Source organism: Pseudomonas sp. USHLN015 (genome assembly GCF_037153275.1).
In the GTDB taxonomy this organism is placed as follows: Bacteria; Pseudomonadota; Gammaproteobacteria; order Pseudomonadales; family Pseudomonadaceae; genus Metapseudomonas; species Metapseudomonas tohonis.
Genome location: NZ_JBBCKP010000002.1, coordinates 131,116 through 145,283 on the forward strand (window position 1 = coordinate 131,116; position 14,168 = coordinate 145,283).

The window sequence follows — 14,168 nt, forward strand, 5'->3', positions numbered from 1 at the left end:
AAGCCCTACAAAACACTAGATATTGTGTTAGCTTGCGCACAGCCCGACATCCTCGGAACAGCCCGTTCCAGAGTGTCGCAGCCGCGACGAACGGCGTACGCCAGGCCCCACGAGGGCTACCGCAAACTCTCCCCGCCTCACCCACAATTCACCCACAAGTTATCCACAGCTTTTCCAGTTCCCCTCGCCTTGCAATACCCCCAAGAGCGCATTATCTTGTACCCCCATCACGCCAGACCCCTACATATTGGGTTTGGCTAGATCACGGGGCACAATCAGAATCAAGCACGAAATGCCTTTTTCCAGGCTTCGAACCCCGTGATCCATTAGGAGTCCAACCCGCTGCGCGGCCCCGACCGACAGTGCCGGCCCGGGACACGAATGACGTGACTGGAACCGGAAGAAAGGTGTACCACCCCAGGGTGATGCACCACTAGGTATTGTGTTTGTCGCTGCGCCTTAACACAGCGACCTTAGACTTGCTGGGCCAGGGAGGCATTCGAGTCCCCTGCCCTTCCTGCCTTGTAGTAAGCGCCACGAACCCGGCCCCGGCCGAGCCAGCGGCGTTTGTAAAACGGAATGACGGACGCTCACGCGCCCGACTCAACAAATAGAGAACATGGAGACCCCCATGCAGACCGAAACCACTCGCGAGAACCCGCAGGCCAACGCGCCGCAGGCAGCCGATTCCACCCAGGATCTGGCCGCCACCGCGCCCGGCCAGCTGCGCGTGATCAAACGCAACGGTACCGTCGTGCCCTACACCGACGACAAGATCACCGTTGCCATCACCAAGGCGTTCCTCGCCGTGGAAGGCGGTACTGCCGCTGCCTCTTCGCGTATCCATGAAACCGTCGCGCGCCTGACCGAACAGGTCACCGCCACCTTCAAGCGTCGCATGCCCTCGGGCGGCACCATCCACATCGAAGAGATCCAGGACCAGGTCGAACTGAGCCTGATGCGCGCCGGCGAGCAGAAAGTCGCCCGTGACTACGTCCTGTACCGCGAATCCCGCGCCCAGGCCCGCAAGAGCGGCGCCGCCGAGATCGCCCAGCCGCACCCGAGCATCCGCGTGACCCGCGCCGACGGCAGCGTCGTTCCGCTCGACCTGGGCCGCCTCAACACCATCATCAGCGAAGCCTGCGAAGGCCTGGCCGAAGTCGATGGTGCCCTGATCCAGCGCGAAACCCTGAAGAACCTCTACGACGGCGTGGCCGAGAAAGACGTCAACACCGCCCTGGTGATGACCGCCCGCACCCTGGTGGAGCGCGAGCCGAACTACTCCTACGTCACCGCCCGCCTGCTGATGGACACCCTGCGTGCCGAAGGCCTGGGCTTCCTCGGCGTGGCCGAGAGCGCCACCCACCACGAGATGGCCGAGCTGTACGCCAAGGCCCTGCCGGCCTACGTCGAGAAAGGCGCCGAGTTCGAGCTGCTCGACCCGCAACTGAAGACCTACGACCTGGAGAAACTGGGCCGCGCGCTGAACCACGAGCGTGACCAGCAGTTCACCTACCTGGGCCTGCAGACCCTGTACGACCGCTACTTCATCCACAAGGACGGCATCCGCTTCGAACTGCCGCAGATCTTCTTCATGCGCGTGGCCATGGGCCTGGCCATCGAAGAGAAGAAGGACCGTGAAGAGCGCGCCATCGAGTTCTACAACCTGCTGTCGTCCTTCGACTACATGAGCTCCACCCCGACCCTGTTCAACGCCGGTACCCTGCGTCCGCAGCTCTCCAGCTGCTACCTGACCACCGTCCCGGATGACCTGTCGGGCATCTACAGCGCCATCCACGACAACGCCATGCTGTCCAAATTCGCCGGTGGCCTGGGCAACGACTGGACCCCGGTCCGCGCGCTGGGCTCCTACATCAAGGGCACCAACGGCAAGTCCCAGGGCGTCGTGCCCTTCCTGAAAGTGGTCAACGACACCGCCGTCGCCGTGAACCAGGGTGGCAAGCGCAAGGGCGCCGTCTGTGCGTACCTCGAAACCTGGCACATGGACATCGAAGAGTTCATCGAGCTGCGCAAGAACACCGGTGACGACCGCCGCCGTACTCACGACATGAACACCGCGAACTGGATTCCGGACCTGTTCATGAAGCGCGTATTCGACGACGGCCCCTGGACCCTGTTCTCCCCGTCCGACGTGCCCGACCTGCACGACCTGACCGGCAAGGCCTTCGAAGAGCGCTACGAGTACTACGAAGCCATGGCCGGCTACGGCAAGATCAAGCTGCACAAGACCATCGCCGCCAAGGACCTGTGGCGCAAGATGCTCTCCATGCTCTTCGAGACCGGCCACCCGTGGCTGACCTTCAAGGACCCGTGCAACCTGCGCAGCCCGCAGCAGCACGTGGGCGTGGTCCACAGCTCCAACCTGTGCACCGAGATCACCCTGAACACCAACAAGGACGAGATCGCCGTGTGCAACCTGGGTTCCGTGAACCTGGTGAACCACATCGTCGACGGCAAGCTGGACACCGCCAAGCTCGCCAAGACCGTCAAGACCGCCGTACGCATGCTCGATAACGTCATCGACATCAACTACTACTCGGTCCCGCAGGCGAAGAACTCCAACCTCAAGCACCGCCCGGTCGGCCTCGGCATCATGGGCTTCCAGGACGCGCTGTACCTGCAGCACATCCCCTACGGTTCCGACGCCGCCATCGACTTCGCCGACAAGTCCATGGAAGCCATCAGCTACTACGCCATCCAGGCGTCGTGCGACCTGGCCGACGAGCGCGGTTCCTACGAGACCTTCGACGGCTCGCTGTGGAGCAAGGGCATCCTGCCGCTGGACTCCCAGCAGATCCTCATCGAGGCCCGTGGCCAGAAGTACATCGACGTCGACCTGACCGAGTCCCTCGACTGGGCCCCGGTACGTGCTCGCGTACAGAAAGGCATCCGCAACTCCAACATCATGGCCATCGCACCGACCGCCACCATCGCCAACATCACCGGCGTATCGCAGTCGATCGAACCGACCTACCAGAACCTGTACGTGAAATCGAACCTCTCCGGCGAATTCACCGTGATCAACCCCTACCTGGTTCGCGACCTCAAGGCCCGCGGCCTGTGGGACCCGGTCATGGTCAACGACCTGAAGTACTACGACGGCTCCGTGCAGCAGATCGAACGCATCCCGCAGGACCTCAAGGACCTGTACGCCACCGCGTTCGAAGTGGAAACCAAGTGGATCGTCGACGCCGCCAGCCGTCGCCAGAAGTGGATCGACCAGGCCCAGTCCCTGAACCTCTACATCGCCGGCGCCTCGGGCAAGAAACTCGACGTCACCTACCGCATGGCTTGGTACCGTGGCCTGAAAACCACCTACTACCTCCGTGCCCTGGCTGCCACCAGCACCGAGAAGTCCACCATCAACACCGGCAAGCTCAACGCGGTTTCCTCCGGTAGCGATGAAGGCTTCAGCGCAGCGCCCGCCGCCGCGCCGGTACCGGCACCCGTGCCGCAAGCGTGCTCCATCGACAACCCCGACTGCGAAGCCTGCCAGTGACAGGTGACGCGCGAATCTGAGCGGCGCCCGCGTTGTTGCCGGGCCGCTCCGGCTCCTCACGTACAGTCGTACGCTCCGGGGCCAGAGCAACCCGGCGCCTAGCGCTCACTCGCTCAGCTTCACGCTGGATCGCAAAAGCCCTCTCCCTTCGGGGAGAGGAGCTCAAGCAGTAAAAGCACCACCGAATTTCATGGCCGCTCCCTTGATAGGGAGAAGCCACACGCGCAGGCCCAGGCCGCGCAGCAAGACCGAACACCGTCAACCGCGAACGCGGCATCCACTGGGCAGCTGACACAGACGCCCGTGACCAGGCCCCGGCACGACCGGGAGCGGACAAGCAGTTCGGCAGTAGAAAGCTTCAGCGTGCACACACCCACGCACCATTTACCCAGGCCGGCAGAGAACGGCCGAACCAACCAGGAGAGAGGACAGATGCTCAGCTGGGACGAATTCGACAAAGAAGACGCCGCCGCACCCGCCGCCGCCCAACCCAACGCCGCGACCAACGCCGCAGCCGCTGCTGGCGCCGACAAGCTCGATGACGAGGCCGCCGGCTCCGTACAGGACGCCCGCGCCGTATCCGCCGCTGACTCCGACGCCGTCGCCCGCGCCAAGAAGGCCCTCGACGCCCTCGACATCCAGGAAGGCCTGGACGACCTCGAAGGCGCCTCCGCGCGCGTACAGGTCGGCGACAAGCAGATGATCAACGCCCGCGCCGACCTCAACCAGCTCGTACCCTTCAAGTACGACTGGGCCTGGCAGAAGTATCTGGATGGTTGCGCCAACCACTGGATGCCGCAGGAAGTGAACATGAACGCCGACATCGCTCTGTGGAAGAGCAAGGACGGCCTCAGCGAAGACGAGCGCCGCATCGTCATGCGCAACCTCGGCTTCTTCTCCACCGCCGACTCCCTGGTCGCCAACAACCTGGTGCTGGCCGTCTACCGCCTCATCACCAACCCCGAATGCCGCCAGTACATCCTGCGCCAGGCCTTCGAGGAAGCGATCCACACCCACGCCTACCAGTACTGCATCGAGTCGCTGGGCATGGACGAGGGCGAGATCTTCAACATGTACCACGAGATCCCGAGCGTCGCTAAGAAGGCGTCCTGGGGCCTCAAGTACACCCGCTCCATCTCCGACCCCGAGTTCAAGACCGGCACCCCGGAGACCGACCGCCAGTTCCTGCGCAACCTCATCGCCTACTACTGCGTACTGGAAGGCATCTTCTTCTACTGCGGCTTCACCCAGATCCTCTCCATGGGCCGCCGCAACAAGATGACCGGCACCGCCGAGCAGTTCCAATACATCCTGCGCGACGAATCCATGCACCTGAACTTCGGCATCGACGTGATCAACCAGATCAAGATCGAAAACCCGCACCTGTGGGATGCCGCCATGAAGGACGAAGCCACCCAGATGATCCTCCAGGGCACCCAACTGGAAATCGAATACGCACGCGACACCATGCCGCGCGGCGTACTGGGCATGAACGCCGCGATGATGGAGGACTACCTCAAGTTCATCGCCAACCGCCGCCTGACCCAGATCGGCCTGAAAGAGGAATACCCGGGCACCACCAACCCGTTCCCCTGGATGAGCGAGATCATGGACCTGAAGAAAGAGAAGAACTTCTTCGAAACTCGCGTCATCGAGTACCAGACCGGCGGTGCACTGAGCTGGGATTGATAGAGATCAAAGCAAAAAGCAGTCAAGACCATTAGAAAGTACTGATACCCGAAACGGAATGTTGGGGCAGTAAATTAGAAGCGAAAGCCCCGCCTTGTGCGGGGCTTTTCGCTTATTAGAAGGAAGCACTGCTCTTATCACATTGATTGCTACCACGCCCCAAACAGGCATAAACGGAGCTAATGATGAGCGAAATTAGAACACTAAGTCTTCCCAAGAGGTATGAAGCATTAGAGCGAGAGGCTTCGCAGAGTGGCTATGACATCACAGCAATTGTTCATCGTATTGATGATGCTGCATCTCGAATTGAAACCCTACTTCGACAAGTCAACATTGGCGGCCTAGGCAGATTTGAGCTCTTCCTGGGCCGCTCCGGCTCAGGAAAAACAACTTTTTTCAAGACTCTTACAAAATTTTTCACAGGCACAACTGTAAACACCATACCTCATGACATATCCCTACGGGACGTAAAAAATTACATAGAACAGCGAACCAACGAACTAGGTGATCGCCAAGTCTGGGTAATGTATGAAAGAGACAACCAAAGCTTAACAAAAGATGAAGCCTTTGAGTTCCTAGAGGACCTCAGAGTTCTGTTCAGACAGCACAACGGCAAAGTTGTTATATGCTGGCCACTTACACATGAGCCCACTGCGAGACTACTATCAGATACTGCATGGAGTGTAGGAAGAGACAGCTTAGTTGATATAGGAACGAAAGGCATATATACCTTTAACGGACCAAGTAAAACCGACTACAAAAACATCGCAGACCTTACTACCCGCACCATTACCGGTGATGGCCTAGAGGCATTCGGCATATCAGACACAGATCTTTCAACCATAATTTCCGAATCAGAGACAATATCTGAATTCTTTTCCAGGACAGAACTGAAGGCGTCTGAGATCGCCGGACATTATAGAGATTTACTGAAAGAAAAGCCTGTACCCAGCGTCTGGATTTTGGTTTCCGGAGACGATTCAAAAGATCTCAATCTAACAGTGGCATCACTCACTCAGGGCACCCAAAAATCAATTGACATTGACAGAGTAGTAAAATTTCTAGACGACCCAAATCTTGATGCAGCCTATTTAAAAGAGTGGAAAAAAAGAAGATCAAAAGTCGCCTTTCTACTCAGGTTATTTGATGTACGACTATTTGAACTCCCACCAAACGTTGCGCTTGCATGTATTCGAGCATTTGGCGACGCTGAAACTCGTAAATTATTGAAACTGCAAAGCGTATCTGCGAGAAGCGCAATAGATACTATTTCTCGCTCTGCATTATTCCGAGCTCTGGCCAAAGAAGAATATGGTGCAAATGCTTATCTGAGGGCAACTGACGATGAAACAAAGCACGAATATATTCGAATTCAGGCCTCTGCCAAAAGTGGAGACAAAAAACTAAACAAGGCGTTAGCAGAAGGAGTTCAGAAATATCTCGAATCCAAGTCACTCCCAGCAACCGTGACCGCAGAAAAACAAAATACCGATGATAACCTGAAGCCCGACATAAAAATCATACAGGCAGATGGAAAAATTATATGCCTAGAGCCAACATGGCGTTCAACAGGGTCAGCAGTTCCTAGCGAGATACCTGAAAAGCAGAACACACTAACAGTTGGCCATATCCAAAAATACCTTTTGGAAAAAATGCTCAGCTACGTAAATGAATATGACTTTTAATAATAAAGCTCAAACCACCTCAGACCGAGCAGCCGCAAAATAATGGCGCTCAACTTCTAAGACATAATTCCTAGCGCGTAGGGTGGATGACGCTCTTCTCATCCACCAGCTCTTCCACCCGCAACACCAATGGCTCAAGGAGGGGTCATGTCCAATTACCGTCGCGCCCGGATGCGCGGGGGCACCTACTTCTTCACCGTCAACCTGCGTAACCGGCACAGCGACCTGCTGGTCCGCGAAATCCACCTGCTGCGCGCCGTGGTACAGGCAGTCAAACACCGCCGCCCCTTCCATATCGATGCCTGGGTCGTGCTCCCCGAACACATGCACTGCCTCTGGACCCTGCCACCGGGCGACGACGACTTCGCCATGCGCTGGCGCTCCATCAAATTCGCCTTCTCCAAACGCCTGGCCGACACCGAATCCCGCACCGAGGCTCAACGCACCCGGGGCGAGCGCGGCATCTGGCAACGCCGCTATTGGGAACACCTGATCCGCGACGACCTCGATTACCAACGGCATTTCGATTACATCCACATTAACCCGGTGAAACACGGCCATGTGCGGCGGGTGTGCGATTGGCCGTATTCGAGTTTTCACCGGGCGGTGCGGGATGGCCTATACCCGGTGGATTGGGCCGGTGATGGCGTGGCGGACGACGATATCCGCTGGGGAGAATGAGGGTGGGATGGGCCTCGCCTGGTGGATGAAAAGAGCGTCATCCACCCTACCCCACCCTCACGTTTCGGCCTGGCCGATCAGCCCTTTCCCACGCGGTAACTGCATTGCCACTTTCCGGGTGCGCCCATAGCCTCCGTACCCGGCGCCTAAGAAACGCTCTCCCACGTAGCGGCATGACCGCTCCCGATAGCTAAGCGGTTTTTTTGTGCTCGCGGCATACTCGCGCACGCAAAAAACCTCTGCTCTGTCGGGAGTGGGCTAATACAAGACCCGAAAGGGGAATATGCCCGGCCTTCTACGTGGGGTTTCTTAACTCCCGACGCCAACAGCCCTGAGAAAGCTGCTCACGTAGAGGTACTTAAATGCCTGACTCCCTCCACCCCCAACCCGATCAAGAAATCCTCATCCCCACCCTCTTCACCCGCCACAAGCGCCTGCTGCGTGCCGTGCTGCTGGAAGACCAACCCTGGTTCGTGGTCACCGACCTGGCCCGGCTGATGAACCACCCGCCCCTGGTCGAGCGCCTGCCGCACAACCTGGATGACGACCAGATGCAGATCGCCTGGATACGCAACGGCCATGGCGACTTCAAGTGCGAATGGCTGGTAAGCGAATCCGGCGCCTATGCCGCGCTGATCCACTACTACCACCCGGAAAACCGCTGCATCCGCCAATGGATCACCCAGCAGGTGATCCCCTGCCTACGCGCCGAACAGCCCCAGGTCGGCCACTGGCCCGTTCGCTCGGTGGCGCAATGGATGGGGCAGGAGTTGCAGGTGCTGCACTGGCAGGACGTGGTCTGGCTGCCCCTCGAAGACTGCCCGCGCCTGCTGCCCCGGCCGCCCCACGTGATCGGCTAGCACGACCGAGGGCTGGAGATGCCAGCCCTCATCCACCGCCCCTCAGAGCGTGATGGCGGTGGCCGGATAGAACAGCACGTTGAGCCCGAAGAGGATCATCCAGAAGCCGATCTCCAGCGTCTCGGTGATCGGCTGGATGCGCCGGATCGCGCCATACACATGCACCACGAACATCAGCGTGAAGACCAGGAACAGCAGGTCGAACGCATAGCTGTAGCCGGTGCCCGTGGTGACGGCACGCAGCACGGCCAGCTCGATGATCAGGATGAACGCCCCCAGGCAGCGGCCGAAGTAGATCGCCAGGTGCTGGTGCTCCGGAATTCTCCAGCGCATGAGTCGGGCCCAGGCGATGGGGGCAACGAAGATGGGCAGGGCGAAGAAGAGCGTCGTCACGATCATCAGCGTGGCGAGGTATTCCCGGCTGTATGGCGCGTAGTAACCAAGCATCACAGAACTCCTTGTTCCGTTGCCGCAGTGGGCATCGTTATTGTTTTAAGGCGCGTCTTGCCGGCGGAAGAATCGGGATGCGGGGAGCGGCGGGTCAAGGAATTCGCGGGATGGCAGTACCAAGGAAGGTGGCAGCGGCAAGAGGGATGAGGACCTAAGTCGCAACGAGCCCGAGGCACCTTCGCCCCTGCCCGGCGCCCCGGCTGATGACGTGCCCATCGCCGCTTCGTACTATCCCGCTCCCCGATTCATCGCCAAGGAATGCATGTGGAAAACAGGACCCGGAGCTGGAGGAAAAAACTTGTCCTGAGTGTGATGGCCTTGAGCTTCGCCATCCTCGGTGGATTCGTCGCCGCCGTGCTATCGAGCCTGGTGCTGTTTATGGGCCTTGGCCTCTGGTTTGACCTCTACGTGTACTCCACGACAGCCTTCTTCTTCGTGCTGACCGGTGGAATGCTCTCCTCGCTGAACAAGCCCGCGACTGCGATCAGCCTTGCCGTGATCGCGATCCTGGCCGCTCTGGATCAGGTGGGAGAATCGATAGACCCCACGACCTACATGCCGACCTATCTGCCGCTGCTGAGTATCTGCATCGCCTCGGTCGTAGCCGCGCTCACTGTGATGTTCTGCAGGTGGCTCAGGGAGCGCCAAGCCAATGAGTGAAATTGAATGGACGGCTCGCAACCGAAGCCAACGAACTCAAAAGACTCCTGCATCGGTTTCATCAAGTTGAAAAAAGCATTCATCGGACTGATCGCAGCCGCATTGCTCGGCACCTGGCTCACCACCGGCGTCTACAAGACGCGCTTCGCCGAGGACAACCGCCTGGTCTTCTTCATCAAGAAGCAGCCCTCCTTCCAGGTGGCATTCGTGAACCCCTTCGCTACCGATACCGACAGCAAGCCCCTCAGCCGGTTGAGCGCGCAGGAGCGGCAGGAGGTGATCGACTACTGCCGTTACGGCCTGGGTATCGAAACGGAATTGAAGACGCAGGACGAGCTCGATAACTGCGAAGGGGCATCGCCGTAATCGATCGGGCAGACGCCCCGTTCGACACTTCCAGACTTTCCCCACAGGGCAACGACCTTGTCCGCCGCAGCCCCCCGCCAATACCGTTCAGCCAGCCCGTTGCGCCCACGGGCTGACCCGACGGCCGCCGTGACCGGCCCTGTCCTACCCCTAACACGCGGCACAGTGCGACCCGTTCGACGGTCAAGCGACGGTCGAGCGAAGCCCGAGCCGAGCAGGAGGAAACATGGAACTCGCCTTCGATCGCTACCCCCAGCAACCCCACGGTGGAACCCTGGTCAACCAGGTGGTGCCCGCCGACCGGGTACGGGCAGAAGTTGCGCGGGCACGCGCCTTGCCGTCGATCCGCATCGACCTGGAGGCGGTGATCACCATCGAGATGATCACCACCGGCGTGCTCTCGCCCAACAAGGGCTTCATGAACCAGGCCGACTACCTGTCGGTGCTGGGCAGCGGCCGGCTGGCCAACGGCGTGGTGTGGCCGGTGCCGCTGAGCTTCGCCCCGGTGGGCGAGCGCAACCGCGAGGTGATCGCCGCCCTGGCGGTGGGCGATGAGGTGGCCCTGATCGACGACCGCAACGAGCCGGTGGCCATCCTCGCCATCGAGGACATCTTCGACTACGACAAGGAAGAACGCGCCCGCCAGCTGTTCGGCACCACCGACCGCAACCACCCGGGGGTAGATGCCATCCACCGGCGCATGGGCGATGTGGCCCTGGGTGGCCCGCTGCAGCTGCTGCAACGGGTCGACTGGGGCCCCTTCGAGTCGCTGCGCCTGGAGCCCCGGGACACCTGGAAGCGCTTCTACGAGGAGCGCGGCTTCCGCTCCGTGGCCGGCTTCATCACCGGCGCCAACCCGCTGCACCGCGGCCACGAATACATCCACCGCAACGCCCTGGAAGGCATCGACGGCCTGCTGCTGCAACCGCTGGTGGAAATGGCCAAGCGTGAATACGTGCGCCACGAGTACCGCATGCAGGCCTACCGCAACGTGCTGGAGACCTACTACCCGAAGGACCGCGCCATGCTCTCGCCGCTGCGGGTCACCTACATCTTCGCCGGCCCCCGGGAGACGGTGCTGCACGCCCTGATCATGAAGAACTACGGCTGCACCCACGCGCTGATCGGCCGCGACCACGCGGGCATCGGCAGCTATTACGAGAAGTACGCCAGCCACAGCATCTTCGACCAGTTCACCCCGGAGGAGCTGGGCATCGAGGTGCGCCTGTTCCACGAGGTGTTCTACTGCGTGCGCTGCGCCAGCCACGCCACGACCGAAACCTGCCCCCACGACGAGCGCTACCGGCTCAACATCTCCGGCACCGGCATCCGCGAGATGCTGCGCCACGGCCTGGTGCCGCCCAAGGAGGTGGTGCGCCCGGAGTCGGCCCTGGCGGCCATGCAGGGCATCCAGCCCAAGGGGCTGGGGGACGACGGCGAAGGCACCCTGCCGGTGGCCAAGGTGATCCAGAGCCTGTTCCCCTTCTACACCCGCTTCACCCGCCTGGGCGGCGCACCGCGCCAGCAGCCCCTGGAAGCGGACGCCCTCACCGTGCGCGACCTGGAGCTGGCCTGCCACGAGGCGCGCACCCACACAGGCGATGTCTACGACGGCGTCTACCGCGAGTACAGCGCCCTGCTGGACCACAACCGCAGCCTGCAACCGGCCTGGGTGGAGGACGCGCGCGACGCCCTGCACCGGCAGCAGCGGCGCCTGCTGGATGACCTGGACGAGAAATTCAGGCAGGCGCCGGAACTGGCGTCCGACGAGTTCATGTACCAGGGCCAGGCGGAGGTGCAGCAGGAAGTGAGCGCCGCCCGTGCGCTGCTCGACGACATCCCGGCGGCGGTGGACGCCAGCCGCCTCGCCAACCGCACCTGGAACAGCCTGCCCTACCCCCGCTATCGCGGCGCCGACGACGCCTGAGCCCACGCCCCACGGCAGCGCTGCCCATGGCTGCCGTGGGGCACTTGGGTGAACGCCCCCCTCCGTTCGAAAAAATTTTTCCGGACGTGCATCCGGAACGATTCCTGGCGGGTAGTACAGATGGGCAGCCCGTATCTGCCCCTTCGACTACCTATCAGGAGATCGCCCCATGAACGCAAAAACTGCCAGTTGCCTGCTCAGCGGCCTCGTCATGTGCGTCGCCATGCAAAACCTCAGCGCCCAGACGGCCTTGCCCGACGCCGTGAAGGTGCCCGATGGCCACAAGGTCGTGCTCGAAACCGTCGGCGTGGGCGAAATCACCTACGAATGCCGCGACAAGGCGGGGGCGCCAGGCCAGACCGAGTGGTTTTTCGTCGGCCCCAAGGCCGTGCTCAATGACCGGGCCGGAAAGCCGGTAGGGGACTACTTCGGGCCGCCTGCGACCTGGCAGGCCCGTGACGGGTCGAAGATAACCGGCACGCAGGTGGCCGTCGCGCCGGCTGGAACAGGCGATATCCCGTACCAGTTGGTCAAGGCCAACCCCGCCGAGGGCAAGGGCACCATGAGCGGCGTCAGCTTCGTGCAGCGCCTGGCGACCCGGGGTGGCGTCGCGCCCAGCGATACCTGCGCCGCCGAGAACAAGGGGCAGCGGCAGGTCGTCAAGTACCAGGCCGACTACCTATTCTGGGGGGCCAACTGAGCTCGCCCGGGCAGGCGCGAGGCGAGCCGTCGGCTACGCTCAACGACACACCCCGGCCAGGCGGGCCGGGGCACCCTCGAGCGCAGAAATTGGATCAGCCTGTCAGTGCCTTCGATTACCAGAGCCATCTCGACGCCTGCGCCCGAGGTGAGCGGCCGGCCTTGCGGGCGCTCTACGATCAGGAAGGTGCGCGGCTGCTCGGCGTGGTTCGCCGCATCGTGCGGGACGACGCCCTGGCCGAAGACATCGTGCACGATGCCTTCATCCGTATCTGGACGCGCGCTGCGAGCTTCGACCCGGCGCGTGGCTCCGCGCGCGGCTGGATCTACAGCATCACGCGGAACCTGGCGCTGAACCATATCCGCGATGGTGCCCGGGAGGCCCCCCTGGACGATGCTGGCGCGGCGGTGCTGCACGCGCAGGTGGCGGAGGTGGACGACAGCCTGGCGGGGCACGGTTCGGCCAGGATTCATCAATGCCTGGGGCAGTTGGAGCCGGCGCGGCGGCGCTGCATCCTGCATGCCTATGTCGACGGCTGCACGCACGCCGAAATCGCCGTCCTGCTCGGCGCGCCCTTGGGCACGGTCAAGGCGTGGATCAAGCGCAGCCTGGCGGCGCTGCGGGAGTGCATGGGATGAACACCGAGCACAATGGCACCGGCCCCGAAGACCTGGACACCCTCGCCGGCGAATATGTACTGGGCAGCCTGCCGGCCAGCCAGTGGCATGCCGTGCATGAGCGCCTCAAGCACGACGCCGATCTGCGTTCGGCCGTGGCTGCCTGGGAAAACCGCCTTCTGGAGCTGACCGCGATCGTCGAGCCGAAAACCCCCAGCCCACGCCTGTGGAGCCGGGTATCCCGCACCCTGGACGCGCAGCTCGATGGCGACGCCAAGGCACCGCGGCAGGTGGCCGTACCCTGGCACCGGCGCTTGGGCGTATGGCGGGGCCTGGCGGGCGCCGGGCTGGCCGCAAGCCTGGTGCTGGCGACGATGCTGCTGACGACCAGCGCACCGCGCATCACCTACATGGTGGTGCTGGTGGCCCCCACCGACCAGACCCCCGGCTGGGTAGTGCAGGCCAGCGACAGCCGCAGGGTCCAGCTGATCCCCCTCGGGCATGGCGAGGTTCCGGGCGACAAGGTGCTGCAGTTCTGGACCAAGGCGGAGGGGTGGCAATCGCCGGTATCCCTCGGCCTGGTCAAGCCTGGCGCGCAACTCAGCGTGCCCCTCGATCAGTTGCCGCCGCTGGAGCCCAGCCAGTTGTTCGAGCTGACCCTGGAAAACCCGGGGGGCTCCACCACGGGCCGGCCGATGGGGCCCGTTCAGTTCATTGGTCGGGCGGTGAAGGTCATCTAGCGGATTCAACCCTCTGTAAAATAAGCGGTTCACGACCAAGGCGGCACTCGTGAACTCCTTCGCCACCGATGCCGACAGCAAGCCCCTCAGCACGCGAACGAACAGGAGCGGCAGGAGGTGATCGGCTACTGCCGGTAATACCCGGGTATCGAAACGAAACTGAAGATTCAGGAAGCGTTGGATAGCTGCAGATAACGCTGCCCCTGTACCTTGCCGACCTGCTACTCGACGCAACTGACGGAATGGACGCCATGCACCTGCTCTACCCCTCAT

At 61.6% G+C, this 14,168-nt stretch carries 12 protein-coding genes; 11 read left to right on the forward strand and 1 reads right to left on the reverse strand.

Features of this window, described 5'->3' with window-relative positions:
- Positions 1 to 631: 631 nt before the first annotated feature.
- The 5 genes from WFQ67_RS03625 to WFQ67_RS03645 all read left to right on the forward strand — a co-directional run bounded on the left by WFQ67_RS03625 (position 632) and on the right by WFQ67_RS03645 (position 8,435).
- Entirely contained in the window at positions 632 to 3,520 is a 2,889-nt protein-coding gene (locus WFQ67_RS03625; protein ID WP_213625717.1) for a ribonucleoside-diphosphate reductase subunit alpha, read from the forward strand.
- A 432-nt stretch (positions 3,521 to 3,952) separates the two neighbouring features.
- Complete coding sequence (locus WFQ67_RS03630) at positions 3,953 to 5,209, forward strand: ribonucleotide-diphosphate reductase subunit beta (RefSeq protein ID WP_111263367.1); 1,257 nt, start codon at positions 3,953 to 3,955, stop codon at positions 5,207 to 5,209.
- 185 nt (positions 5,210 to 5,394) lie between these two features.
- Positions 5,395 to 6,894 (forward strand): hypothetical protein, encoded by a 1,500-nt coding sequence (locus tag WFQ67_RS03635; protein ID WP_337056194.1) that lies wholly within the window; start codon positions 5,395 to 5,397, stop codon positions 6,892 to 6,894.
- A gap of 147 nt (positions 6,895 to 7,041) precedes the next feature.
- The gene (locus tag WFQ67_RS03640) at positions 7,042 to 7,575 is read left to right on the forward strand and encodes an REP-associated tyrosine transposase (RefSeq protein WP_337056195.1); all 534 of its coding nucleotides are present in this window, start codon (positions 7,042 to 7,044) and stop codon (positions 7,573 to 7,575) included.
- Between the two features lie 362 nt (positions 7,576 to 7,937).
- Positions 7,938 to 8,435 (forward strand): BRO-N domain-containing protein, encoded by a 498-nt coding sequence (locus WFQ67_RS03645; protein ID WP_337056196.1) that lies wholly within the window; start codon positions 7,938 to 7,940, stop codon positions 8,433 to 8,435.
- A 42-nt stretch (positions 8,436 to 8,477) separates the two neighbouring features.
- Here the strand turns inward: WFQ67_RS03645 and WFQ67_RS03650 are convergent, their stop codons facing one another.
- Complete coding sequence (locus WFQ67_RS03650; protein ID WP_337056197.1) at positions 8,478 to 8,882, reverse strand: hypothetical protein; 405 nt, start codon at positions 8,880 to 8,882, stop codon at positions 8,478 to 8,480.
- A 267-nt stretch (positions 8,883 to 9,149) separates the two neighbouring features.
- Between WFQ67_RS03650 and WFQ67_RS03655 the strand changes: the two genes are divergently transcribed.
- The 6 genes from WFQ67_RS03655 (at position 9,150) to WFQ67_RS03680 (ending at position 13,895) form a co-directional block, all read left to right on the forward strand.
- Complete coding sequence (locus WFQ67_RS03655) at positions 9,150 to 9,545, forward strand: hypothetical protein (protein ID WP_337056198.1); 396 nt, start codon at positions 9,150 to 9,152, stop codon at positions 9,543 to 9,545.
- A gap of 6 nt (positions 9,546 to 9,551) precedes the next feature.
- Positions 9,552 to 9,911 (forward strand): hypothetical protein, encoded by a 360-nt coding sequence (locus WFQ67_RS03660; RefSeq protein WP_337056199.1) that lies wholly within the window; start codon positions 9,552 to 9,554, stop codon positions 9,909 to 9,911.
- A 226-nt stretch (positions 9,912 to 10,137) separates the two neighbouring features.
- Positions 10,138 to 11,838, forward strand: a complete 1,701-nt coding sequence (locus WFQ67_RS03665) for a sulfate adenylyltransferase (RefSeq protein ID WP_337056200.1) — start codon at positions 10,138 to 10,140, stop codon at positions 11,836 to 11,838.
- A 169-nt stretch (positions 11,839 to 12,007) separates the two neighbouring features.
- Positions 12,008 to 12,538: a DUF3455 domain-containing protein gene (locus tag WFQ67_RS03670; RefSeq protein WP_337056201.1), complete on the forward strand. Its 531-nt coding sequence runs from the start codon at positions 12,008 to 12,010 to the stop codon at positions 12,536 to 12,538.
- 89 nt (positions 12,539 to 12,627) lie between these two features.
- On the forward strand, positions 12,628 to 13,176 hold the full coding sequence (locus tag WFQ67_RS03675; protein ID WP_337056202.1) for a sigma-70 family RNA polymerase sigma factor: 549 nt from the start codon (positions 12,628 to 12,630) through the stop codon (positions 13,174 to 13,176).
- A complete protein-coding gene (locus WFQ67_RS03680; protein ID WP_337056203.1) occupies positions 13,173 to 13,895 on the forward strand; it encodes an anti-sigma factor in 723 nt (240 codons plus the stop codon). The genes WFQ67_RS03675 and WFQ67_RS03680 overlap by 4 nt, the downstream gene beginning before the upstream one ends.
- Positions 13,896 to 14,168: the final 273 nt, after the last annotated feature.